Here is a 22,516-nt window from a genome sequence, read left to right on the forward strand (position 1 = left end):
CGCTACCATCGAGGCGGCGCGAGCCGGTGATGCCGGCAAAGGCTTTGCCGTGGTGGCCAACGAGGTCAAAAACCTTGCCAACCAGACCGCACGCGCGACTGAGGATATCCGATCCCAGGTCGGTGATATTCAGGTTGCGACATCCAACGCGGTAACGGCCATTGCCGAGATTGCCGAAACCATCCGCCGTCTTGACGGTGCGACAACCACGATTGCAGCAGCCGTTGAAGAACAGGGTGCCGCAACACAGGAAATCGCACGCAATGTCGAGCAGGCCGCACACGGTACCCGTGATGTTTCGGAAAACATCACGGGCGTTTCGTCGGCCGCCGATGATGCCGAAAAGCTTTCGAACGAGGTGCTTGGCCTTGCCGAAGGTCTTGGGCGTCAGGCGGCGGTTCTGAACGATGCCGTCGAAGCGTTCCTGGCCGAGGTTCGCAGCGCCTAAGCTGCGGGTTCGCAAGGGACATTATTGCCGCCAGCCTTGTTGAAAGGCTGGCGGTTTTTTTATGCTGCGGCTTTGCGGCCCCAAACCGGGAACGGATCGGGCAGGGATTTATAGCGGTCGGGTTCAAAGCTTCCGGCGTCCAATGCCGCGTCCTCGTCAATCAGGCAGGCGGCAAGGCGGGCGCGAAGGGTTGCTTCGTTCATCTGATCGGCAAGGCCGATAAAGACGATTTCCTGCCGACGGTCGCCGAAAGTCGGATCCCAGTTCGACAGTACCTTATCGCGCCAGTCATTGTTATCGGGCCAGCGATCACGCGGGACGGCGCACCACCATGTGCCAAGGGCTTCGTGCTTTACCGCGGCACCGGCCTGACTGATTTCGCCAACCCAGTCGGGGCGTGTGGCGATCCAGAAATGCCCCTTGGCGCGGATAATGCCCGGCCATTCGGAATGGATGAAATCGTAAAACCGTTTGGGGTGAAACGGCAAAGGCGTGCGGAAGGTAAAGCTTTTGATACCGTATTCTTCGGTTTCGGGCACATGATCGGCAAAGCCGTAAAGTTCCTTGGCCCAAAGCGGATGATCCTGCGCGCGGTCGAAATCAAACAGCCCGGTATTGAGGATTTCATGCGGATCAACCCGGCCATGATCGGTTTCGATGATTTTGGCATCGGCATTGAGCGCGCGAATGATGCCAAGCACGATTTTGCGTTCGTCTGCACCAATCAGATCAAGTTTGTTCAGCACAATCACATCGGCAAATTCGATCTGATCGACCAGAAGATCGACGATGCTGCGGTCATCATCGTCGCCAAGGCTTTCGCCCCGGTCATTAAGGAAATCGGTGCTACTGTAATCGGCAATCATGCGCGCGGCATCAACAACCGTCACCATGGTGTCAAGTCGGGCAATATCGCCAAGAGACTGGCCGGTTTCATCGCGAAAATCGAACGTCGCGGCAACTGGCAAGGGTTCGGATATGCCGGTTGATTCGATCAGCAGATAATCAAACCGGCCTTCTTCGGCCAGACGGCGGACTTCGATCAAAAGATCGTCACGCAGCGTGCAGCAGATGCAGCCATTGGTCATTTCAACCAGCTTTTCATCCATTGCCGAAAGTGCTGCCCCGCCGTCACGGATCAGGTCGGCATCTATATTGACCTCGCTCATATCATTGACGATTACCGCGACCTTCAGCCCGGCGCGATTGTTCAGCACATGATTAAGCAGGGTGGTTTTGCCTGCACCGAGAAACCCGGACAGAACCGTAACAGGAAGGCGTTGCATGATGGTTCCTTTTAAATGTTATGTTATAACATAACATTTATTGGGTTTGGGATTACGATGCAACCGGTTTTAGATGCCCCCGCCCGAACGGGCAGGGGCATTGCGCAGAACAAATTGGATCAGGTGTTTTGGGTGCTTCTGGCGGTTTGGCCGAACAGGACTTTTTTGTCCTCTTCGCTCATCTCGCCAGATCGCAGACCTTCGCCAGCCTTATAGGCCGCGATGGTTGCCGGGCGGGCTTGGATGTTTTCAAACCAGCGTTTCAGGTTGGGGAAATCATTCAGGTTCTGCTGCTGTTTTTCATGGCTGACAATCCAGGGATAGCAGGCCATATCGGCAATCGAATAATCGTCCCCGGCGATGAAAGTGCGGCCATCAAGGCGCTTGTTCAGCACACCGTAAAGGCGGTTGGTTTCATTGACATAGCGCGTGATGGCATAAGGGATTTTTTCCGGCGCGTAACCGCTGAAATGATGGTTTTGGCCTGCCATCGGGCCAAGCCCGCCCATCTGCCAGAACAGCCATTCCATTACGGTTTTCTTGGCCCGGACATCGGTCGGCAGGAACTTGCCGGTTTTTTCCGCCAGATATTGCAGGATGGCACCGGATTCAAAAACCGTAATCGGATCGCCGCCGTCTGCCGGGCTCTGATCAATGATCGCAGGCATGCGGTTATTGGGTGAAAAGGCCAGGAATTCCGGTTTGAACTGATCCCCGGCACCGATATTGACCGGATGGATTTTGTATTCAAGTCCCGCTTCTTCAAGGAAAAGCGTGATTTTGTGGCCGTTCGGGGTTGGCCAGTAATAAAGATCAATCATGGGGCGAAGCCTCCTTTGACTTTCACGATGTGTGGCTCATCTCAAACTATGACCTTGCCAACACGTTTCTGATACGTCAATTTAAACTGATCGTTCCATAATTCAAGGGCAGGCGAAAAACACGGTTTCGCCCCCTTATCAGGAGACCCCGATGATCCGCTTTTACTTCCACCCGACCCCGAACCCGGCCAAGATTTCGCTTTTCCTTGAAGAATCTGGTCTGCCTTATGAAATCCATCCGGTCGACACCAAAAAGGGCGAACAGCACAGCCCGGAATTCCTGGCAATCAACCCGAATGGCAAGGTCCCGGCGATTGTTGACACCGACGGGGCGGGTGGCAAGGAAACCCGCGTTTTTGATTCAAATGCCATCCTGATTTATCTGGCGGAAAAGACCGGAAAGTTCCTTGGTAAGGCGGAAGATCGCGGTGAATTGCTGTCATGGTTGATGTTCATTGCATCGGGCCTTGGCCCGTTTTCCGGGCAGGCGGTGCATTTTCAGCATGTGGCACCGGCGGGCAACGATTACGGTGTGAACCGCTATCGCAAGGAAATTGAACGCCATTACAAGGTGATGGATGATCACCTGGTCCAGCGCGAATTTGTTGTCGGTGACAGTTACACCATTGCCGATATGTCGCTTTGGGGCTGGATCGAGCGGGCGGCATTCGTCATGAAAAATGATGCGCCGCTTGATCCTTATCCGAACCTGAAAAAATGGTATCAGGGTATCTGTACCCGCCCTGCGGTGGAACGCGCACGCAAGGTTGGCAGTGACCATGCCTTCAAATCGGAAATGGATGACGTTGCCAAACGGGCACTGTTCCCGTCGAATTACAGCTGATAGTCCGATTTTAACAAAAACACCCCCGGTAGATGACTGCCGGGGGTGTTTCGTTTCACATAGGGAAAGATCAATCAGTCGGTGTTTTTCTGTCCGAACTGCTTGTTGAAATGCAGGACGAGCAGAGTGACTGCCGCCCCCGAAAGCAGATACGCCCCAACGCCAATCGGGCCATAAGCCACGCAGAGCAGAAGGGCAATCAGCGGGGCGAAGCCGGCACCGAGCAACCATGCAAGATCGGATGTCAGGGCCGAACCGGTATAGCGATATTCACGTTTGAAGTTCGATGCCAGTGTCCCGGCCGCCTGACCAAAGCACAGACCCAGAACCGCAAAACCGCCCAGAACGATCATGCCTTCATTGATGATGTTATAGGCATAAAGCAGCGGGGTCAGGAGCGCACCGACCGCGATGATGGCTGCCGAATACCCCAGCAACCGGCGACGACCGATCTGATCGGCAATGAAGCCTGATGCGATAATGCCAAGCGCGCAAAGCACCGCACCGACACCCTGGGTCAACAGGAACTGCCCCGGATTGGCCGGGGTGTAAAGCACGACCCAGCTAAGCGCGAAGACAGTGACCAGATGGAAAAGCGCGTAGCTGACGAGTGGCACAAGCGCGCCGAGAAGCACGGTCCGGCCGTGATGGCGGATGGTGTCGCGGACACGGACGGCCTGCAATTCGTTCTTTTCAAGCAGGCTTCCGAATTCGGACGTTGCGACCAGACGCAGACGGGCAAACAGCGCCACCACGTTGATCGCAAAGGCAACAAAGAAGGCATAGCGCCAGCCGAATGCGAGGAAATCCTCGGGCGACAGGGTCAGGATCAGGTAGGCAAACAGCGAGGATGCCAGAATGAAGCCAAGCGGTGCGCCAAGCTGTGGCATCATGGCATACCAGCCCTTGCGATTATCAGGCGCGTTGAGTGCCAGCAGGGAGGCAAGACCATCCCATGCACCGCCAAGTGCCAGCCCCTGCGTAAAGCGAAGCACGCACAGCAGATAGATCGCAAACATGCCCGCACTGTCAAAGCTTGGCAAAAAGGCCATCGCGGCGGTTGAACCGCCCAGCAGGAACATGGCAACCGTCAGCTTTGTGCCGCGGCCATAGCGCCGGTCCACTGTCATGAAGACGAGGGACCCGATCGGGCGGGCGATGAAAGCCAGCGAGAATATAAAGAAGGAATGGATGGTACCGACGATCGCGCTTTCGCCGGGGAACAGGAGTTGGGGGAACACCAGCACAGAGGCGATGCAATAAACGAAGAAATCGAAAAACTCCGATGACCGACCGATAATCACGCCAAGCGCGATCTGTCCGGGGTCGTTGACTGTGCCAGCCGAGTGTTGGCGTGCGTCGCGTTCCAGTCCAGAGGAGGTGGAGGTCGCTAAGGTATGAGTGGGTTGATTCACGCCTGTCTCCCTAATTATCTGACTTCATTGCTTCTCATTGGACCCATCTTGATTGGCCATCTTGATTGGATCGAGTCTAATTATAGACATGTGAATTGCAAACGTCAGTGTCAATTATTGTGTTGCGTTGCACAACGCATGGTTTACAGCTTTTTGATAATTATCATAAACACCAACCGATGTTTGGCGGCCTGCTTGACATTGTTGCGGCGCAGCTATAGCTAGTGAGCGAAATTTTCTGCTGGTGATCTTTAAGAAAAAAGTTCGCCAAATTTGTGTCTCTTCCGTGGAAGTTTGGAATTTTAATTCCTATATGCCGCTACGGTTGGGGTACGACGTGTGCCGGTCCGGTGGGCTGGTTATGCGGCTCGCAAGCATATGGTTGCTTGTGAGAACATCTTCCAGAGACTGACAAAGTAGAAGCGCATGCTCTCAAAACTTGCACGCGGCGTCGCAATTGCTTCTGTGTTCACGTTACTGACCGGATGTAATCTGGTCGTGATGGATCCGTCTGGCGATATTGCGTCACAGCAAGCCGACCTTATCGTTGTTTCCACGATCCTGATGCTGATCATCATCCTTCCGGTGATGGCGCTGACAGTGTTCTTTGCCTGGAAATATCGTCAATCCAATAAGGATGCAGAGTACGATCCTGAATGGCACCATTCCACCAAGCTGGAAATTGTCATCTGGTCCGCCCCGCTTGCGATCATTATCGCGCTGGGTGCGATCACCTGGGTCAGTACGCACACCCTGGACCCATACCGCCCCCTGGATCGTATCGATGCGGAACGTCCGCTTGAGAAAGATCACAAGCCGATGGTGGTAGAAGTCGTTTCCCTCGATTGGAAATGGCTGTTCATCTATCCCGAGCAAGGGATTGCGACCATCAATGAGCTGGCCGCACCGATTGATACGCCGATCCAGTTCAAAATCACCTCTTCGGGGATCATGAACTCCTTCTATGTTCCGGCACTGGCCGGGATGATCTATTCGATGGCCGGTATGGAAACCAAGCTCCATGCCGTGATCAACGAGGAAGGCGTCTATGACGGGTTTTCGGCGAACTATAGTGGCGAGGGTTTCTCGCATATGCGCTTCAAGTTCCACGGGCTGAGCGACGCAGGCTTTGATGACTGGGTTGCCAAGGTCAAATCCGATAGCGCCACTTTGGGCCGTTCGGAATATCTGGAACTTGAAAAGCCAAGTATTGCGGAACCGGTCCACTATTTCGGTAATGTCGATCCGGAACTGTACACGGCCATCCTGAATATGTGCGTCGATCAGTCGAAAATGTGCATGAACGAAATGATGCATATCGACAAAAATGGCGGTGGCGGTCTTGCGGGTATCTATAACGTTATGTCGCTGACATACGACACCCCGCGCGAACGTGGCAGCCAGCCTTTGCCGTTGACCGAATCATTCGTGGCAACGCTTTGCACGACGCCGACAGGCGGTCTGAGCCAGGAAATTTCTTCGATCCCGCTGTTTGAAAACGGGTCTGAAGACAGCCGGTTCAGCCCCGTTCCTGCCAGCGTATCGACAGGGTTCTGAAGCAGTGCCGGTTGATGTAAGTCGACCGGCCCTTCGCGGCTTGCGCACCGGCCTGGCCGGTGCGTTGCCGCATCGAAAAGAAGAGTAATCCGATGTTTTCAAATCCGGACCTTTTGCATTTTATATTTGGCCGGCTTTCACTCGACTCCTTCCCGATGTTCCACGAGCCGATCCTGGCTGTGACATTCGCGGGAGTTGTTCTGGGTGGTATCGTCGTTGTTGGCGCGCTGACCTATTTCAAACTGTGGGGTTACCTGTGGCATGAATGGATTACATCTATCGATCATAAAAAGATCGGTATCATGTATATCATTCTTGCCCTGATCATGCTTTTGCGCGGCTTTGCCGACGCGATCATGATGCGTGCCCAGCAGGCGATTGCCTTTGGCGATGTTGCTGGCTATCTGCCGCCCGATCACTACGACCAGATCTTTACCGCCCACGGCGTGATCATGATCTTCTTCGTGGCGATGCCGCTGGTGACAGGGCTTATGAACTTCGTCGTGCCGCTTCAGATTGGTGCGCGTGACGTTGCCTTCCCATTCCTGAACAATTTCAGCTTCTGGATGACGGCGGCGGGTGCGATCACGGTGATGATCTCGCTGTTTGTTGGCGAGTTTGCCAAAACCGGCTGGCTGGCCTATCCGCCGCTTTCGGACATTGTTTACAGTCCGGGGGTCGGGGTTGATTACTATATCTGGGCCTTGCAGATTGCCGGTGTCGGTACATTGTTGTCGGGCGTGAACCTGATTGTGACCATCGTCAAGATGCGCGCACCGGGCATGTCGATGATGAAAATGCCGGTCTTCACTTGGACCGCGCTTTGCACCAACATCCTGATCGTTGCGGCCTTCCCGGTTCTGACCGCGGTTCTGGTTCTGCTGTCGCTTGACCGTTATGTCGGCACGAACTTCTTCACCAATGATCTTGGCGGCAACGCCATGATGTATGTGAACCTGATCTGGATCTGGGGCCACCCAGAAGTTTACATCCTGATCCTGCCGGCATTTGGCGTATTTTCGGAAGTGGTTTCGACCTTCTGCCGCAAACGCCTGTTCGGTTACAGCTCGATGGTTTACGCAACGATCGTTATTACCATCCTGTCCTATCTGGTCTGGCTGCATCACTTCTTCACCATGGGGTCGGGTGCCAGTGTGAACGCCTTCTTTGGTATCACCACGATGATCATCTCGATCCCGACCGGGGCCAAGATATTCAACTGGCTGTTCACCATGTATAAGGGCCGCATCAGCTTTGACGTCCCGATGCTGTGGACGATGGGCTTTATGCTGACCTTCGTGATTGGTGGCATGACCGGTGTGATGCTGGCGGTTCCGCCTGCGGACTTCGTGCTGCATAACAGCCTGTTCCTGATTGCGCATTTCCACAATGTCATCATCGGTGGCGTGGTGTTCGGGATGTTTGCCGGTATCGTTTACTGGTTCCCGAAGGCGTTCGGTTACAAGCTTGACCCGTTCTGGGGCAAAATGTCCTTCTGGTTCTGGCTGATCGGGTTCTATTTCGCCTTCATGCCGCTTTATGTTCTTGGCCTGATGGGCGTTACCCGCCGCATGAGCCATTTCGACGACGGCTCGCTGCAAATCTGGTTCATCATTGCTGCCTTTGGTGCGGTTCTGATTGCCATCGGTATTGCATCGTTCCTGATGTCGCTGGTCGTGTCCTTCATCAAACGCGAAGAACTGCGGGATGAAACGGGCGATCCGTGGGATGGCCGTACGCTGGAATGGTCGACCTCGTCGCCGCCCCCGGCATACAACTTTGCCTTCACCCCGGTCGTTCACGATCTTGATGCCTGGGCTGATATGAAGAAGCGCGGCTATGTCCGTCCGACTTCCGGGTTCCTCGACATTCACATGCCGAAAAACACCGGTGCCGGTGCGATCCTTGCGGGTATGTCGCTTGTTCTCGGTTTCGCGCTGATCTGGCATATCTGGTGGCTTGTCGCCGTCAGCTTCATCGCCCTGATCGGTACCGCGATTGCGCACACCTTCAACTACAACCGTGATTACCACATCCCGGCCAGCGAAGTTGTCGCAACCGAAGACGAACGTACCGCCCTTTTGGCAAAGCAGCAGGCGTAAGGGAATGACAATGGCGAATACAACTGCCTCTCAGACCGAAGCGCCGGTCTTTTACCTGAAGGAAGAGCATCACCCGCAGAACGGGACGATGCTTGGCTTCTGGCTCTATCTGATGAGCGACTGCCTCATCTTTGCGATCCTGTTTGCAACTCATGGCGTGCTTGGCCGCAATTATGCGGCCGGGCCGGCACCGGTGGATCTGTTTGATCTGGAACTGGTTGCGATCAACACCTCCATGCTGCTGTTTTCCTCGATCACCTATGGCTTTGCCATGCTGGCGATGGAAAAGGGCAGCATCAAGGGAACCCAGATGTGGCTGGCGATTACCGGCCTGTTCGGTGTTGCCTTCGTCGGGTTGGAAATTTACGAGTTCCATCATCTTTGGAGTCTCGGCGCCACCCCGATGCGCAGTGGTTTCCTGTCGTCGTTCTACACGCTGGTTGCGACGCACGGGCTTCATGTGACGTTTGGTATCATCTGGCTTGTCACCCTGATGGTTCAGGTTGCAAAGCGTGGTCTGATCGTCGAAAACAAGCGTCGTTTGATGTGCCTTTCGCTGTTCTGGCACTTCCTTGACGTGATCTGGATCGGCGTATTCTCCGTTGTTTACCTGTTGGGAGTTCTGGGATGAGCACGCATTCTCATGCACATGATGACCATCACGGTCACGATCATGCTGACGGTGCCAGCCACGGCACCTTCAACAGCTATCTGATCGGTTTCATCCTGTCGGTAATCCTGACCGCCATCCCGTTCTGGCTGGTGATGGATGGAGTTCTTGACAGCAAGGTGGCAACCGCGGCCTGGGTCATGGGCCTTGGTGTCGTGCAGATTGTCGTCCATATGGTCTACTTCCTGCACATGAACACCAAGTCCGAAGGCGGCTGGAACATGCTGGCGCTGATCTTTACTCTTGTGATCGTGGCGATTGCCATCGCCGGTTCGCTGTGGGTGATGTATCACCTGAACACCAACATGATGCCGCAGATGGATCATGAAATGATCCGAAGCTTCGGCTAGGTTTTGCTGATGTAATTGGGGCGCGATACTTTCACCGGTATCGCGCCCTTTTTTGTTCCGATGATGTTTTGAAGGTCATGAAGATTATGGCTGATACGGATATGTCTACCGCCAAGGGACCGTCGATCAGGACCCGCATCGTGGTTTGCATTCTGGCCGCGATCCTGTTTTCGGGTTTTGCGGGCCTTGGTGTCTGGCAGGTTGAACGCCGGGCGTGGAAGCTTGATCTGATTGAACGGGTTGATGCCCGCGTTCATGGTGACCCGTTAACCGCACCGGACCGGGCGGATTGGGAAAATGTTACCCGCGAACGTGACGAATACCGCAAGGTTACGTTGCTAGGCCGTTATCGCAACGATCTGGAAAGCCACGTTTATGCTGCCACGGATTATGGTGCGGGATACTGGGTCATGACCCCGTTCGAACGGGTCGATGGCACCATTATCATGATCAATCGCGGCTTTGTCCCAACCGACCGCCGCGAACCCGATAGCCGGACGGATGGCTTGGTTTCGGGCGATACGCGCGTCACCGGTCTTTTGCGGATGGATGAGCCGGGCGGTACCTTTATCCGCGATAACGTGCCTGACGAAGACCGCTGGTATTCGCGCGATGTGCGCGCCATGGCCGCGAAACGCGGCCTTAACCCGGATGATGTCGCACCATATTTCATTGATGCCAATGGAAGTAACAATCCCGGAAAACTGCCGGTGGGCGGGCTGACACGGATCAGTTTCCCCAACAATCATCTGATGTATGCCATAACGTGGTTTGGCATGGCGGCGCTGACGCTGGTGGCGGCATGGATCGTTCTGCGTTCAAGGCGTAGCAGAGATGATGACAGTGATCCTGAATAAGTGATCGCTGTCGCTACTGTCTTGCCGTGGATCACATCCGGCTATCAAAATTCCCGCGGTCTTCGGCGATAACCCGAAGAGCTATCGAAACAAAAGGGCCGGTTTCTGCAAAATGAAACCGGCCGTTTCGTTTTTCAAAATGTCGCCGCGCAGTGATCAGATATTTGTATGATCAATGACTTCGCCGCGTGCCGGATAGTTTTTGGCAATGACAAAATCAAGCGCCCCCAGAATCTCGGCAAAGGCCGGGCGGGCGAATGGCATGGTTTGAACGGTGCCAAAATAAAGTGTGCCATCAGGCCGGACAAGGAACAGGCCCGGTTCGGAAAACAGGGCCGGTTCTTCGAACCCGGACGAGGTCACGCCGTTGCTTGACGAAATATACAGGCCCCATTCGCGGGCTTTTTCGAGGCTGAGGCCATAACCGAGATCAAGGTTTTCAAGGGCCCATTTTTCTCTGGCCGTTTCGGCGCGGTCCTGTGTATCCGATGACAGGACAATCACATTGACACCTCGTTTGGCGAAGTCGGCGAGCTTGTCATCAAGGTCTTTAAGGTATTTGCCGCAGATCGGGCAATGCAGGCCGCGATAGAACACGATCATGGTAAAGCTTTCCGGCGTCTGATCGGCAAGCGACCATGTGCCACCACCGACAAGCGGGACGGACAGGGCAGGGACCTTTTGGCGTGGCATCAGGGGCGTAATTGCGGACATTTCGTTCCTCATGAATGTTATCTGACTGAATGACGAATAATGTGGAATGATCATTCCGAAATAACAACAAACAAATGGTTCCATCACCGAACTGTGATGGCGGATGGTCTGGAATCAGAGTTTGCGGGCAACCACGAAACGGGCATGGTCCGAGGCAGGGTAAAGGCCGGTTTCGATGATTTCGAAACCCTCGCTTGCGATCATTGCGTCCAGTTCGCCATAGCGTAGGGAATTGACAAATGGCGCAAAGCCAAGCTTGCGCATGACGGCAATCAAAATGGCAAGCAAGCGACCCGCTTCACCAATACAGCCGGTTTTTGAAATGAACAGCCCGCCGGGTTTAAGCAAGCGATGAATTGTGCGGATTTCAGCGGGAATATCTCGGACAAGATGCAGGACATTAAACGCCAGAACCGCATCAAATACCTGATCGGCAAGATTGCCATCGGACAGGCGGGCCGCCTGAAAGTGAACATTCGGATGGTTCCCATCGGCGAGCTTGTCCTGCGCAATGGCGATCATGGCAGGGGACAGGTCGGTTGCGGTAAGATGTCCGACTGACGGGGCAAGCAACAGGGCTGTCGAACCGGTACCACATCCGATTTCAAGAACATTTTGATCCGGAGTCAGGTAATGACGGGTACGATCCAGGGTTTCGGCATAAGCCGTCTGGTTTCTAACGGGCTTTCGGGCATATTTCGCTGCTGCCTTGTCCCAGAATTTTGTGTCTTGGTCCATGCCATCCCCCGTATATGGTTCCGTGACCCGCGATGGATATACACGCAAAACGGGTGAATGTGAATTCACCCGTTGGGAGCAGGGCGATATTTTGCCGAGATCGGGAATCAGTCGAGCGTGGACAGGATGGTATTGACGTAATCGTCAAGTGTATCCTTGTCCGCACCACGGCGGGCCATCAAATGCACGCCCTGAATGGAGCCCGCCAGAAATCGCGAGAAGGAGCGGATATTTTTATCCTTGCCGATGGTGCCCTGTTCAACACCGCGGTGAAGTGCGCGGGCAAACATATCTTCAACCCGGCGGAATGACGCCTGCGCAATTGCGGCGGTTTCGGGATCGTGCGGGGCCAGTTCCATGCCGGAATTGACAATCAGGCAACCCTTGTGGCGGCCTTCGCCACAGCCCTGTCGTCCGGCATCGCGGAAGGTCGCGACGATGGCCTCGCGACCATCGACGGTTTCGCGCAGTTTGGCAAAGCGAACCGTGCTGACCTTCTGGCTGTAATGGTCTAAAACACGGAGGAACAGGGCCTTTTTATCGCCGAAGCTTGAATACATACTGGCACGGTTAATACCGGTTTCCTCGACGAGATCCTGCACCGATGTCGCCTCGAAGCCTTTGCTCCAGAAAATGTTCATGGCGTTATCAAGAACGCTTTCTTCGTCAAATGTGCGGGGGCGGGCCATCGGCAATCCTTCCTTGTTCCAGTAACTGGAATGGGTGTTCTGAAACATATTCAAAAATAGGCGCGGGAGCGCGCGATATCAACTGACAAAGTCAGAAACAACCGGTAGTGCGCACATTCCCGATATCTATTGTTCCTTGCGCTCTGCCAGCAGGTCGCGGATTTCGCGCAGAAGGGCGACATCCTCGGGCGTTGCGGACGGGGGCGTTTCACCGGCTTTTTCGTCTTCTTTTTTCTTGGCCTTGTTGATTGCCTTGACGACAAGGAACAAGACCCAGGCAATGATCGCGAAATTAAGCGCAATGGTAATGAATGCGCCATAGCCGATCACGGCACCCTGTGCCTTGGCATCGGCGTAATTCGTTGCGGTTACCGCGTCCGACAGGGCAATGAAATAGTTGGAAAAATCGAGCCCGCCAGAAATATAACCGATCACCGGCATGATGACGTCCCCGACAAGAGATGTGACAATCCGCCCGAATGCCGCCCCGATGATCACACCGATTGCCAGATCGACAACATTGCCGCGCAGGGCAAACTTCTTGAATTCTTCAAACATGTTTACCTGTCCTCTTTCATTCTTGGTTTTATCGGACAGGCGGTTTGATGCCCTACCGATAAAAAAACTTTAGAATTGAAATGCGAAAACAGGAATTGTTTTGTTTGGTTTAGGAAGGCTATCCGATCAGCCCGCCACCAAAAGGCGATTTAACGTGACAAAGCTGTAATCCGGTCCATCGGGATTTTTGATGGTGGCACGCGCGGTTTCCTGCCATTTTTCGGCGGGCAGGGGATCAAGAAACGCATCGCCATCAATATCATCATGGACTTCGGTCAATTCATACCGCGTGGTGTAAGGCAGGGCGAGTTTGTAAATCTGCGCCCCACCGGCAATGACGACCTCGTTGACATCATCCCTGGCCGCGATCTGATCGGCCAGTTTGATCGCACTTTCGATGTCATGGCAGACGCGGACATTTTCGTGATCAAATGTCCAGTCCTTATCGCGTGTCACCACGATGGTGGTGCGTTTGGGAAGCGGTTTGCCAATCGCCTCGAACGTCACGCGCCCCATGATCATTGGTTTGCCAAGGGTGAGTGCCTTGAACCGTTTAAGGTCCTCGGGCAGGTGCCAGGGCATCCAGCCATCCTTGCCAATCGCACCGTTTTGGGCGGCGGCAACCACGGCAACCCGTTCGATCCGGTCGTTATTGTTGGCGGGCATCAGATGGCCACCTTGCCCGCGATATGCGGATGCGGGTCATAGCCGGTCAGTTCGAAATCGTCATACTTGAAATCAAAGATCGATTTGACCGCCGGATTGATTTTCATGGTCGGCAACGGGCGCGGTTCACGCGACAGCTGCAATTCGACCTGTTCAAGATGGTTGGTGTAAAGATGGGCATCGCCCAGAGTATGGACGAAATCACCCACACCAAGATCGCAGACCTGCGCGATCATCATGGTCAGCAATGCATAGGATGCGATATTGAACGGCACGCCCAGAAAGATATCGGCACTGCGTTGATAAAGCTGGCAGGACAGTTTGCCATTCGCGACATAGAACTGGAACAGGCAGTGGCAGGGCGGCAGCGCCATGTTGGGCACATCGGCCACATTCCATGCCGAAACGATCAGGCGGCGGCTGTCGGGATTGTTTTTGATCTGGTCTATCAACTGGGTGATCTGGTCTATGGTTTCGCCGGTTGCCCCGCGCCATGACCGCCACTGGCCGCCATAAACCGGGCCAAGTTCACCGTTTTCATCGGCCCATTCGTTCCAGATGCGTACACCATTGTCCTGAAGATATTTGACATTGGTGTCACCGGCCAGGAACCAGAGCAATTCATGGATGATCGATTTCAGATGCAGCTTTTTGGTGGTGACCATCGGAAAGCCCTTTGACAGGTCAAACCGCATCTGGTGACCAAAGACCGATACTGTGCCAGTGCCGGTGCGATCTTCCTTATGTGCGCCAGTATCGCGCACCAGTCGCATCAGATCGAGATATTGCTGCATGGTGTTCCCTGCATTTTTGGAATCGCTTTTGTCGCAGCATAGTCAGGTCGGCGGATACGGGCAAGCGGCGCTATCCCATCTTTGGCGCAGCTTTACTAAACGCTTCCTGCTGACAATACTTGTCAGCATACGTCGCGCAAAATTGGCAAGTGCGGGTATACTTGGCCGCCTGAATCGGGGACGTATTTGCCGCATCGGAGCGTTGATCATGCAAGAAGCAGTTCAGTGGGTTGATTGGGATGGAAACGGTCTTGAATACTGTGTCTGTCAGTCTGGCCCGGATGGGATAAAGCTTGAAGGAGTCGTGATTGGTACGCGTCACGGCCACTATGGCGGGTCCTACCTTGTGATGACTGACGCGATGTTTGCCACACGCGAAGTGAAGGTAAGCTATGTCGGCGGGGAGAACATGCATGTGACCTCAGATGGCAAGGGAACATGGTTTGATTGCATCGCGAAGCAAGAGCTGCCGTCCTTGTCGGGGTGCTTTGACGTTGATATCGGTATAACCCCCGCGACAAACATGCTTCCGATCAAACGATTGAAACTGGTTGAGGGAGAAGCGCGTGATGTTTTGGCGGCTTACGTACCGCTTCCAAGCCAGATTGAGGGCGATTTCCTGCCACGTAGCGCGCGACAACGTTACACTTGTCTGGTCCCTGGTCGTCTCTATAGCTACGAGGGGCTGTTTCGCAATTTCGCTGCAGAGCTTGAGATCGATGATGTGGGGCTTGTTACCGATTATCCGGATACCTTCCGTCGCGTGTGATTTCGCGAAAAATTGGAGATCGTACTTTGCCCCGATCACAAAGTGTTCCGCCGAAAATCAAAAAAAGATTTCCCGAATCCCCTTGTGAAAAGGGGGGCGTTTGCCCTATATAGGGGCTGTCGGGGCAACCCGACTATGGCGTTACACGACTTGGCAGAATAGACATTACGGACCCGGGGGCGGTACCCGGCGGCTCCACCAACTTTCATCTATCTGACTTCGTCCGACTCAGGCGAAGATGTTGGGGCCGAAATAGGATCGACGTGTGTAGTAAAAGCCTCTGTTGGCGCTCGGCATGGTACCACCGTTATCGGGCTAATGTTTGTAAACGCAAACGACAACAATGCTCCGGTTGCTGTTGCCGCCTAAGCGGTACTAGCACCAAAGCGAAATTCCGATTGCCGGGAGCGGTAGTCTGGTGGGGGATGGGGCACCTAGCAACAGAACGCCCCGCTCTTGTATTTTTCCCCCTCTCCGTTATGAATAGAAGCAATTCAATTGCGTCATCTGCAAATGACGCGATCAGGTGCCATATATAAATGACGGGCATGCCCTGAAAACGTCAGGGAACCCGCCAGACACAGGATTATCGATGCAGGAACCGGAAGAATTCCGTTACGACCTTATGGTCGATCAGGCGCTGCGCGGCGTGGTGAAGCAGATCCTTTCGCGCGTGGCCGAAGAAGGCCTTTTCGGCGAGCATCACTATTACATCACGTTCCAGACCAACCATCCCGGCGTTGCTTTGCCTGAAGGACAGCGTAAAGCACACCCGGATAACATCACCGTTGTATTGCAGCACCGGTTCTGGGACCTGAAAGCGGAAGACGATCATTTTTCAGTCGGTATGAGCTTTGATGGCATGCCAACCACGGTGGTTGTTCCGTTTGATGCCATGCTGGCTTTTGTCGATCCGTCCGCCAACTTCATGCTGACCTTTAGCGTCGAAGAAGAGATGGGTGACGATGATTTCGATTACGACGAAGATGACGATCTTGACGCCGATCTGGTCGATGGTGACGAGGATGCAACCCCGCAACTGGTGACCGAACCCGCCAAACGCAAAAAGAAAAAACCTGCGGAGCAGGGTGAAACCGGCGAAGTCATCGCCCTTGATGCGTTTCGGAAAAAATGAGTTTCAAAGGGGCGGGCATTTGGCTCGCCCTTTTTTCTTTCCCGCATGCCCGGTCCGGTTTTCCGCCGATTGCCGGAAGTCTGTTCATCTAACGTATCGTGGAAATTTACCGCGTTTGGCGTTATGAACGGCACAAATTAAAACAAACCCACCTTGTTTTTGAGAGAGACGAGAACTTATCCCATGAGTGATTTTGTCTATAAACCCATGTTCGAGCAGGGGAAGGACACGACCCCATACCGCAAGATCGGCGACGAAGGCGTTTCAACCGTTGAAGTCAATGGCGAGACGTTTTTGAAAGTCGAACCCGAGGCGATTGAAAAGCTGACCCTTCAGGCGTTTTTCGATTGTTCGCATTTGCTGCGCCCAGGGCATCTCGAACAGTTGCGCAAAATCCTTGATGACCCGGAAGCAACCCCGAACGACAAGTTCGTTGCGATGGATTTATTGAAAAACGCCAATATCGCATCGGGCGGCGTTTTGCCAATGTGCCAGGATACCGGTACGGCGATTGTCATGGGCAAGCGCGGTGGCAAGGTCATCACCAATGGTGACGATGAAGAAGCCCTGTCGAAGGGGATCTGGCGCGCCTATCAGGAACATAACCTGCGTTATTCGCAAGTTTCCCCGGTCAATATGTTCGAAGAAAAGAACACCGGTTCGAACCTTCCGGCCCAGATCGATCTGTATGCGACGCCGGGCGATGAATACAAATTCATGTTCATGGCAAAGGGCGGCGGTTCGGCCAACAAGACGTTTTTGTATCAGCAGACCAAGGCGCTTCTGAACCCGGAAAGCCTGCGCAAGTTCCTGGATGAGAAAATCAGAACGCTTGGTACCTCTGCCTGCCCGCCCTATCATCTTGCCATCGCGATTGGCGGGACGTCGGCGGAGGCGGCACTCAAGACCGTTAAAATGGCATCGGCGCGGTATTACGATAACCTGCCGACCGAGGGCGGGGTGCATGGTCAGGCCTATCGTGATCTTGAATGGGAACAGAAGGTCCTTGAGATGACGCGCGAAATGGGCATTGGCGCACAGTTCGGCGGCAAGTATTTCTGCCATGACGTGCGGGTTGTCCGTCTGCCGCGTCACGGGGCAAGCTGCCCGGTGGCGATTGGTGTTTCGTGCTCTGCCGACCGTCAGGTTCTGGGCAAGATCACCAAGGACGGTATTTTCATCGAAGACCTTGAACACAACCCGGCAAAATATCTTCCGGAAGTGTCGGACGAGCATCTTGATGACAATGTGGTCAAGGTTGACCTGAACCGTCCGATGGATGAAATCCGTAAACAGCTTTCGCAGTATGCGGTCAAGACGCGTCTGGCATTGACCGGAACCGTGATCGTGGCGCGTGACATTGCCCATGCCAAAATCAAGGAACGCCTTGATGCCGGTGAAGGCATGCCCGACTACATGAAAAACCACCCGGTTTATTATGCGGGCCCGGCCAAAACCCCGGAAGGCATGCCGTCTGGTTCGTTTGGCCCGACCACGGCGGGCCGCATGGATGCCTATGTCGAACAGTTCCAAGCCGCAGGTGGGTCGTTCGTCATGCTTGCTAAAGGCAACCGTTCGAAACAGGTCAAGGATGCCTGCAAAAACCACGGCGGGTTCTATCTTGGTTCCATCGGTGGCCCGGCCGCGCGCCTTGCACAGGATTGCATCAAGAAAGTCGAAGTCCTTGAATACCCGGAACTGGGCATGGAAGCCGTCTGGAAGATCGAGGTCGAAGATTTCCCGGCCTTCATCGTGATTGATGACAAGGGCAATGACTTCTTTGCCGAATTTGGTATCTGATTTCGGGATTGATGATTTGAAACAGGGCAGTGCGGGCAATCCGTGCTGCCCTGTTTTCGTTTCCGGTCGGTTATGCATAGCTGACCCACAGTCAAAATTCTTGCCATGATCCGTGGTGCATGGTCTGATTTTTGCAAAATCAACCCTTTAGCGGGAATGCTGATATGTCTCGAACTTCTGCTGTTGCTGTTTCACCGGCAACGGAAAGCCGTCTGGTCGGTGTGACATCGGCCCTGGCGACGGTGACGATCTGGGCGGCGTGGCTGATTGTCACGCGCTATGCCATGACATCGGATTTTACCGCGGTCGATATCGGGCTTTTGCGCTTTGTCGTGCCGTTTGTGCTGCTGGCCCCGATCTGGCTTAAACGCGGTATCTGGCCCAAGGGGCTTTCGATTGCCAATGGTCTGATTATGCTGGTGGGATCGGGGGCGTTTTATACGTTACTGGTCGCCAGTGCGCTGCAATATGTTCCGGCGAGCCATGTGGGCATTTTGCTGCCCGGTGTGATGGCTGTCTGGGCGGTTCTGATCGCGGTTGTGATGTTTAGCGAACGGCCGGGCTGGGTTCGGTTGGCGGGTTATGCCACGGTGATTACCGGTATCGTCCTTCTGGCGGTACTTAAACCCGGTCATTCGACCGGCGACACGATCCTTTATGGCTATGGGCTTGTATCGGCCGGGGCGTTTATGTGGGCGTGCTATACCCATGCAATGCGCCAAAGCGGCCTTGGCGCGCTGGAAGCGGCGGCATTTGTCGGGTTCTGGTCGTTTGTGATTATGGCGGTGGTGGCGCTGTTCACCGGAAGCCATATCCCCGATGCGCCGATGGATGATGTGTTGCTGTTGCTTGTGACACAGGGATTGCTGGCGGGATGCGTTGCGGTCGTGACTTATGGGCTTGCGGTGCGTCACATCGGATCGACCGGTGCATCAGCCTTTGGCGCGATGACCCCGGCATTGACCGCGTTGGGCGGTGTGTTCCTGCTTGGCGAGGAAGGCAATCTTGCGCTGGCGATTGCGGTAGGATTGGTGATTTTCGGGGTGATGGTCGCATCGGGTGTTTTTCGCAGGGTTCTGCGTTAACCCGTTGCGGGCTTGTCGATTTGCAGACACCGCCAACGGGTTTTGCCCGTTTGCAGGTGTCTGCAACGCTTTTATACAATCCGATCCGGGAATTGTGCGGTGCGTTTTGCCACCATGCGGGCCAGGGGCGGACCAAACAGCAGCACCATGAAAAAGCGCGTTGCCTGTAACACCAGAATGAAGGACAGATCGACATTGGTGCTGGCCGCGATGATGGCAACCGAATCAAGGCCGCCAGGGCTGGTGGCGAGATAGGCGGTCAGCGGATCGACATCCATGAAGATCACCAGCAAAACCGAAATCCCGGCACAGAACGCAATCAGAACGAAAATTGAAATCAGGATTTTCGGCAGGGCATAGGCCGCGTGGCGCAATACTGCAGGGGTGAATTTCAATCCGATCATCCAGCCGATCACGGCATAGGTCAGACCAAGAAACCATTCTGGCAGGACGATATCGACCATACCGGTGATGCTTAGCACCATCACGACGATCATCGGCACCAGAAGCGGCCCCGATGGCAAACGTGACTTTGCCCCGACAATGCAGAGGATGACGGCAATTGCCAATGTGATGCCGAAATCGCCAATATCAAACGGGCTAAACCATTGATGCGGATTGGCCGCGGCAAGTGCTGGATCGACCCAGAAATTGGCAACACTTGACGCGACGGCAACCACAATCACCACCCGGACATATTGCATGAAGGCCACAAGCCTGGCGTCGGCGCCAAAGGCCTCGGCCATGATGACCATGGCGGAGGCCGCACCCGGTGATGATCCCCAAATGCCTGCCGTCCCCGGCAGAACCTGCTTGATGCAAAGAACCCAACCCAGAAAGCTGCTGGCGATCAATGTCAGTGCCGTAACGCCCAGAACAAGCGGCCAGTCATGCATGAAGGATGTGATGATCCCGGCGGTCATCGACCCGCCAACCATGCAGCCAAGCACCGATTGTGCGCCAAGATAGATCGGCTTTGGCATGGCAATGGTGGCGCCATTGGTACCCATGGCAATGCCGACAATCATCGGGCCGAGCAAAAGGGCGGCGGGGATATCGGCATCATGCAGGATCACGGATAGGACAAGCGAAACACCGATCAGCAATCCCCATTGCAGGAGATGCGGCATTTTGCCGAGCTTTTCCCGATCTGAGGGCGGTTCGGATTGTTTGGGCCTGGGCGCGTGGGGCGAGGTATCTGGCACGGGAAAGCCTTTGTTTGGGGCAGCGATGATTATTGGGCGGCAAAGGTCAGTTCGGTTGATTGGCGGATGCGCGCAATACGTGGCAGGATTTCAGTGATTGAAAACTGTTGCATTTCGGCTGATTTGGTGGCGGTGGTATCTTCGGCAATCACGACGTTATAGCCGTGTTCCCAGGCGCAACGTGCGGTCGACTCAACGCCGAAATTGGTGACAACACCGCCAAGAATGATGGTGTCGATGCCGCGACGGCGAAGCTGCAAATCAAGATCGGTGCCGTAAAACGCGCCCCATTGATGTTTGGTAATCGCGATGTCGCCCGGCTGTTGCAGGCCATCAGCAAGGGTGCCCCAATCTTCGGGCGGGCATTCCTGTGGGACGGATGGCAGATCGACCATTTGTTGCGGGGCATCGGCCATATCAGAAGACCAGTACACGCGGACCAGAACGATGGGGGCGTTGGCCGAACGGAATTTGGCGATCAGATTGCGGGCATTTTCGAGCACCGCATCACCGCTTCGCGGATGCAGAGGCTGGGCCAGAATGCCGTTTTGCAGATCAATCATGACAAGGGCGGTACGCGCCGGGTCCAGCAGGATTTGATCTTTCGACATGGGAACACCTGATTGGGGTAAGGTATCGGATCGGGGCAGATGGTGACGCCATTTGGGTTGGCGCACTGCTTTGGGGAGTGTGATGATAAACCGAAACATACTGATATGGCGAGTTTTTCGGATGAATAGCGGGGAAACAGCGGGCAGGCAGGGGATTGTAACTTGGCCCGGTTAATCGCGATGGCTTATGTTTTTGAACACCGCAAGAACAGGAAAACCCGATTGCCATGACCATCGATTTTGTCTTTGACGGGCCAGATGATGCCAGACAGACCATTGTGCTTGCGCATGGGGCGGGGGCACCGATGGACAGCCCGTTCATGAATGAAATGGCCTTGGGACTTGCCGGGTGTGGTTATCGCGTGGCGCGGTTTGAATTTCCCTATATGGCGAAACGCCGGGTGGACGGGAAAAAGCGTGGGCCGGATAGGGTCCCGGTTCTGATTGAAACTCATCAACAGGTTGTGGAACAGCTTGGCACACCTGAAAATCTTGTGATCGGTGGCAAATCAATGGGCGGACGGATTGCCAGTATGGCCGCAGATGATCTTGGCGTGCGCGGTGTTGTCTGCCTTGGTTATCCCTTTCATCCGCCGGGAAAGCCCGAAAACCTGCGGACTGCGCATTTACAGAAAACGAAAACACCAACCCTGATCTGCCACGGAACGCGCGATCCGTTTGGTAGCCCGGACGAAGTGGCGGGTTATGGTCTTTCGGATGCGGTGGCGGTGCACTGGGTTTCTGACGGCAATCATGATTTTGAACCACGCAAGAAGTCGGGCCACACACAGGAAGGCAATATTGCCGGTGTGGTCGCCGCGATTGATAACTTTGTCAAGACAACGGGATGATGCAATGACTGCATCATCCCGCTTTTGATGTTTGTGGCAAAAACATCGATTGGTGGTGACGCGAAGGGATCAGGCCGGGATGCTTTCGACCGGCATCAGGAAATCCTTGGCATATTCATCACTCATTTCCGCTTCCTGACTGGCGATATCGATCCTTACTCCATTGGGGTCAAGCAGAGTGAAATGACGTTGGCCCCATGGTTCATCGCGGAGTTCAAGGGCGAATTCAAAACCCTTGGCGCGAAGTTCGTCGGCGGCGGATTTGGCGTTGTCGACGCTGATCCCAAAGATACTGCCTTCGCCCATTGTGCGACCCTGAAACAGGGGCGGCTGGGTCGGGTGGTCTGGCTGCATCAGGCCGATCTGGACTTCCATGCAGTCGGGCCAGACAAGGTGAATGTACCAGTCGCCGGCAAAGACAGCGACAAAGCCGAGTTCTTCGTAAAAAGTCCGGCTTTCTGCCAGCTTTTCGGTGACGATAATCGGAAAGGCGCTGGTGACTTTCATTGGTTTTCTCCTGACGAATGTTGAAACCCTGTTCCCGATAATTG

General features: G+C 54.5%; 24 protein-coding genes and 1 other RNA gene. 13 read left to right on the plus strand and 12 right to left on the minus strand.

All coding sequences use genetic code 11. From position 1 onward, the window contains the following. Positions 1-448 (plus strand): methyl-accepting chemotaxis protein (locus SMB34_RS18555; protein WP_037992308.1); only part of this gene is annotated, 448 nt, incomplete at its 5' end. Between the two features lie 59 nt (positions 449-507). On the opposite strand, the gene zigA is transcribed toward SMB34_RS18555, so the two are convergent. Both zigA and SMB34_RS18565 read right to left on the minus strand, forming a co-directional pair. Further along, positions 508-1,734, minus strand: a complete 1,227-nt coding sequence (gene zigA / locus SMB34_RS18560) for a zinc metallochaperone GTPase ZigA (protein ID WP_037992309.1) — start codon at positions 1,732-1,734, stop codon at positions 508-510. A gap of 119 nt (positions 1,735-1,853) precedes the next feature. Next, positions 1,854-2,555: a glutathione binding-like protein gene (locus SMB34_RS18565; RefSeq protein ID WP_037992311.1), complete on the minus strand. Its 702-nt coding sequence runs from the start codon at positions 2,553-2,555 to the stop codon at positions 1,854-1,856. A 151-nt stretch (positions 2,556-2,706) separates the two neighbouring features. On the opposite strand from SMB34_RS18565, the gene SMB34_RS18570 reads away from it, so the two are divergent. After that, positions 2,707-3,399: a glutathione S-transferase family protein gene (locus SMB34_RS18570; RefSeq protein WP_037992312.1), complete on the plus strand. Its 693-nt coding sequence runs from the start codon at positions 2,707-2,709 to the stop codon at positions 3,397-3,399. A gap of 74 nt (positions 3,400-3,473) precedes the next feature. Here the strand turns inward: SMB34_RS18570 and SMB34_RS18575 are convergent, their stop codons facing one another. Continuing rightward, on the minus strand, positions 3,474-4,814 hold the full coding sequence (locus SMB34_RS18575; RefSeq protein ID WP_007090739.1) for an MFS transporter: 1,341 nt from the start codon (positions 4,812-4,814) through the stop codon (positions 3,474-3,476). Positions 4,815-5,240: 426 nt separating this feature from the next. Between SMB34_RS18575 and cyoA the strand changes: the two genes are divergently transcribed. From cyoA to SMB34_RS18600, 5 genes are all read left to right on the plus strand, one after another. Continuing rightward, positions 5,241-6,371, plus strand: a complete 1,131-nt coding sequence (gene cyoA / locus SMB34_RS18580) for a ubiquinol oxidase subunit II (RefSeq protein ID WP_037992314.1) — start codon at positions 5,241-5,243, stop codon at positions 6,369-6,371. Positions 6,372-6,463: 92 nt separating this feature from the next. Continuing rightward, the gene (gene cyoB, locus SMB34_RS18585) at positions 6,464-8,473 is read left to right on the plus strand and encodes a cytochrome o ubiquinol oxidase subunit I (RefSeq protein ID WP_037992315.1); all 2,010 of its coding nucleotides are present in this window, start codon (positions 6,464-6,466) and stop codon (positions 8,471-8,473) included. A 10-nt stretch (positions 8,474-8,483) separates the two neighbouring features. After that, entirely contained in the window at positions 8,484-9,104 is a 621-nt protein-coding gene (gene cyoC / locus SMB34_RS18590; protein WP_007090742.1) for a cytochrome o ubiquinol oxidase subunit III, read from the plus strand. After that, positions 9,101-9,493, plus strand: coding sequence for a cytochrome o ubiquinol oxidase subunit IV (locus SMB34_RS18595; RefSeq protein WP_007090743.1), 393 nt, complete (start codon positions 9,101-9,103; stop codon positions 9,491-9,493). Before cyoC ends, SMB34_RS18595 begins: the two co-directional genes overlap by 4 nt. An 86-nt stretch (positions 9,494-9,579) precedes the next feature. Beyond that, positions 9,580-10,350 carry an SURF1 family protein gene (locus SMB34_RS18600; RefSeq protein WP_037992446.1) on the plus strand — a complete coding sequence of 257 codons (771 nt, stop codon included), beginning with the start codon at positions 9,580-9,582 and terminating at the stop codon, positions 10,348-10,350. Between the two features lie 156 nt (positions 10,351-10,506). Here the strand turns inward: SMB34_RS18600 and SMB34_RS18605 are convergent, their stop codons facing one another. The 6 genes from SMB34_RS18605 to SMB34_RS18630 form a co-directional block, all read right to left on the minus strand. Then, complete coding sequence (locus SMB34_RS18605) at positions 10,507-11,064, minus strand: peroxiredoxin-like family protein (RefSeq protein ID WP_037992447.1); 558 nt, start codon at positions 11,062-11,064, stop codon at positions 10,507-10,509. 114 nt (positions 11,065-11,178) lie between these two features. After that, positions 11,179-11,802, minus strand: coding sequence for a class I SAM-dependent methyltransferase (locus SMB34_RS18610; protein ID WP_037992317.1), 624 nt, complete (start codon positions 11,800-11,802; stop codon positions 11,179-11,181). A 107-nt stretch (positions 11,803-11,909) separates the two neighbouring features. After that, on the minus strand, positions 11,910-12,491 hold the full coding sequence (locus SMB34_RS18615; protein WP_037992448.1) for a TetR/AcrR family transcriptional regulator: 582 nt from the start codon (positions 12,489-12,491) through the stop codon (positions 11,910-11,912). A gap of 126 nt (positions 12,492-12,617) precedes the next feature. Then, positions 12,618-13,049, minus strand: a complete 432-nt coding sequence (mscL, locus tag SMB34_RS18620) for a large conductance mechanosensitive channel protein MscL (protein ID WP_037992318.1) — start codon at positions 13,047-13,049, stop codon at positions 12,618-12,620. A gap of 126 nt (positions 13,050-13,175) precedes the next feature. Further along, positions 13,176-13,715: a dihydrofolate reductase gene (locus tag SMB34_RS18625; protein ID WP_037992320.1), complete on the minus strand. Its 540-nt coding sequence runs from the start codon at positions 13,713-13,715 to the stop codon at positions 13,176-13,178. Next, positions 13,715-14,509 carry a thymidylate synthase gene (locus tag SMB34_RS18630; RefSeq protein WP_037992321.1) on the minus strand — a complete coding sequence of 265 codons (795 nt, stop codon included), beginning with the start codon at positions 14,507-14,509 and terminating at the stop codon, positions 13,715-13,717. Before SMB34_RS18630 ends, SMB34_RS18625 begins: the two co-directional genes overlap by 1 nt. A gap of 208 nt (positions 14,510-14,717) precedes the next feature. Between SMB34_RS18630 and SMB34_RS18635 the strand changes: the two genes are divergently transcribed. The 5 genes from SMB34_RS18635 to SMB34_RS18650 all read left to right on the plus strand — a co-directional run bounded on the left by SMB34_RS18635 (position 14,718) and on the right by SMB34_RS18650 (position 19,298). Then, positions 14,718-15,278, plus strand: a complete 561-nt coding sequence (locus SMB34_RS18635) for a putative glycolipid-binding domain-containing protein (RefSeq protein WP_037992449.1) — start codon at positions 14,718-14,720, stop codon at positions 15,276-15,278. A gap of 78 nt (positions 15,279-15,356) precedes the next feature. Beyond that, positions 15,357-15,733, plus strand: a transfer-messenger RNA (tmRNA) gene (gene ssrA, locus SMB34_RS20960). Positions 15,734-15,870: 137 nt separating this feature from the next. Next, positions 15,871-16,413 (plus strand): SspB family protein, encoded by a 543-nt coding sequence (locus SMB34_RS18640; protein ID WP_037992322.1) that lies wholly within the window; start codon positions 15,871-15,873, stop codon positions 16,411-16,413. Positions 16,414-16,596: 183 nt separating this feature from the next. After that, on the plus strand, positions 16,597-18,213 hold the full coding sequence (locus SMB34_RS18645; protein WP_037992323.1) for a fumarate hydratase: 1,617 nt from the start codon (positions 16,597-16,599) through the stop codon (positions 18,211-18,213). A 164-nt stretch (positions 18,214-18,377) separates the two neighbouring features. After that, positions 18,378-19,298, plus strand: coding sequence for a DMT family transporter (locus tag SMB34_RS18650; RefSeq protein ID WP_037992325.1), 921 nt, complete (start codon positions 18,378-18,380; stop codon positions 19,296-19,298). A gap of 71 nt (positions 19,299-19,369) precedes the next feature. Here the strand turns inward: SMB34_RS18650 and SMB34_RS18655 are convergent, their stop codons facing one another. Both SMB34_RS18655 and SMB34_RS18660 read right to left on the minus strand, forming a co-directional pair. Continuing rightward, positions 19,370-20,428, minus strand: coding sequence for an AbrB family transcriptional regulator (locus SMB34_RS18655; protein ID WP_037992326.1), 1,059 nt, complete (start codon positions 20,426-20,428; stop codon positions 19,370-19,372). Positions 20,429-20,532: 104 nt separating this feature from the next. Continuing rightward, complete coding sequence (locus tag SMB34_RS18660; protein ID WP_037992328.1) at positions 20,533-21,114, minus strand: hydrolase; 582 nt, start codon at positions 21,112-21,114, stop codon at positions 20,533-20,535. Between the two features lie 227 nt (positions 21,115-21,341). Here SMB34_RS18660 and SMB34_RS18665 point away from each other — a divergent pair, with 227 nt between their 5' ends. Next, complete coding sequence (locus tag SMB34_RS18665) at positions 21,342-21,965, plus strand: alpha/beta family hydrolase (RefSeq protein WP_037992329.1); 624 nt, start codon at positions 21,342-21,344, stop codon at positions 21,963-21,965. A 69-nt stretch (positions 21,966-22,034) separates the two neighbouring features. Here the strand turns inward: SMB34_RS18665 and SMB34_RS18670 are convergent, their stop codons facing one another. After that, positions 22,035-22,472, minus strand: a complete 438-nt coding sequence (locus SMB34_RS18670) for a VOC family protein (protein ID WP_037992330.1) — start codon at positions 22,470-22,472, stop codon at positions 22,035-22,037. Positions 22,473-22,516: the final 44 nt, after the last annotated feature.

The sequence above is a fragment of the Thalassospira permensis NBRC 106175 genome (genome assembly GCF_000714555.1).
Classification (GTDB): domain Bacteria; phylum Pseudomonadota; class Alphaproteobacteria; order Rhodospirillales; family Thalassospiraceae; genus Thalassospira; species Thalassospira xiamenensis.

Coding starts and splice junctions, on each gene's coding strand:
- zigA (WP_037992309.1), bottom strand. CDS start 1,734: ATGCAACGCCTTCCTGTTACGGTTCTGTCCGGGTTTCTCGGTGCAGGC.
- SMB34_RS18565 (WP_037992311.1), bottom strand. CDS start 2,555: ATGATTGATCTTTATTACTGGCCAACCCCGAACGGCCACAAAATCACG.
- SMB34_RS18570 (WP_037992312.1), top strand. CDS start 2,707: ATGATCCGCTTTTACTTCCACCCGACCCCGAACCCGGCCAAGATTTCG.
- cyoA (WP_037992314.1), top strand. CDS start 5,241: ATGCTCTCAAAACTTGCACGCGGCGTCGCAATTGCTTCTGTGTTCACG.
- cyoB (WP_037992315.1), top strand. CDS start 6,464: ATGTTTTCAAATCCGGACCTTTTGCATTTTATATTTGGCCGGCTTTCA.
- cyoC (WP_007090742.1), top strand. CDS start 8,484: ATGGCGAATACAACTGCCTCTCAGACCGAAGCGCCGGTCTTTTACCTG.
- SMB34_RS18595 (WP_007090743.1), top strand. CDS start 9,101: ATGAGCACGCATTCTCATGCACATGATGACCATCACGGTCACGATCAT.
- SMB34_RS18600 (WP_037992446.1), top strand. CDS start 9,580: ATGGCTGATACGGATATGTCTACCGCCAAGGGACCGTCGATCAGGACC.
- SMB34_RS18605 (WP_037992447.1), bottom strand. CDS start 11,064: ATGTCCGCAATTACGCCCCTGATGCCACGCCAAAAGGTCCCTGCCCTG.
- SMB34_RS18610 (WP_037992317.1), bottom strand. CDS start 11,802: ATGGACCAAGACACAAAATTCTGGGACAAGGCAGCAGCGAAATATGCC.
- SMB34_RS18615 (WP_037992448.1), bottom strand. CDS start 12,491: ATGGCCCGCCCCCGCACATTTGACGAAGAAAGCGTTCTTGATAACGCC.
- mscL (WP_037992318.1), bottom strand. CDS start 13,049: ATGTTTGAAGAATTCAAGAAGTTTGCCCTGCGCGGCAATGTTGTCGAT.
- SMB34_RS18625 (WP_037992320.1), bottom strand. CDS start 13,715: ATGCCCGCCAACAATAACGACCGGATCGAACGGGTTGCCGTGGTTGCC.
- SMB34_RS18630 (WP_037992321.1), bottom strand. CDS start 14,509: ATGCAGCAATATCTCGATCTGATGCGACTGGTGCGCGATACTGGCGCA.
- SMB34_RS18635 (WP_037992449.1), top strand. CDS start 14,718: ATGCAAGAAGCAGTTCAGTGGGTTGATTGGGATGGAAACGGTCTTGAA.
- SMB34_RS18640 (WP_037992322.1), top strand. CDS start 15,871: ATGCAGGAACCGGAAGAATTCCGTTACGACCTTATGGTCGATCAGGCG.
- SMB34_RS18645 (WP_037992323.1), top strand. CDS start 16,597: ATGAGTGATTTTGTCTATAAACCCATGTTCGAGCAGGGGAAGGACACG.
- SMB34_RS18650 (WP_037992325.1), top strand. CDS start 18,378: ATGTCTCGAACTTCTGCTGTTGCTGTTTCACCGGCAACGGAAAGCCGT.
- SMB34_RS18655 (WP_037992326.1), bottom strand. CDS start 20,428: ATGCCGCATCTCCTGCAATGGGGATTGCTGATCGGTGTTTCGCTTGTC.
- SMB34_RS18660 (WP_037992328.1), bottom strand. CDS start 21,114: ATGTCGAAAGATCAAATCCTGCTGGACCCGGCGCGTACCGCCCTTGTC.
- SMB34_RS18665 (WP_037992329.1), top strand. CDS start 21,342: ATGACCATCGATTTTGTCTTTGACGGGCCAGATGATGCCAGACAGACC.
- SMB34_RS18670 (WP_037992330.1), bottom strand. CDS start 22,472: ATGAAAGTCACCAGCGCCTTTCCGATTATCGTCACCGAAAAGCTGGCA.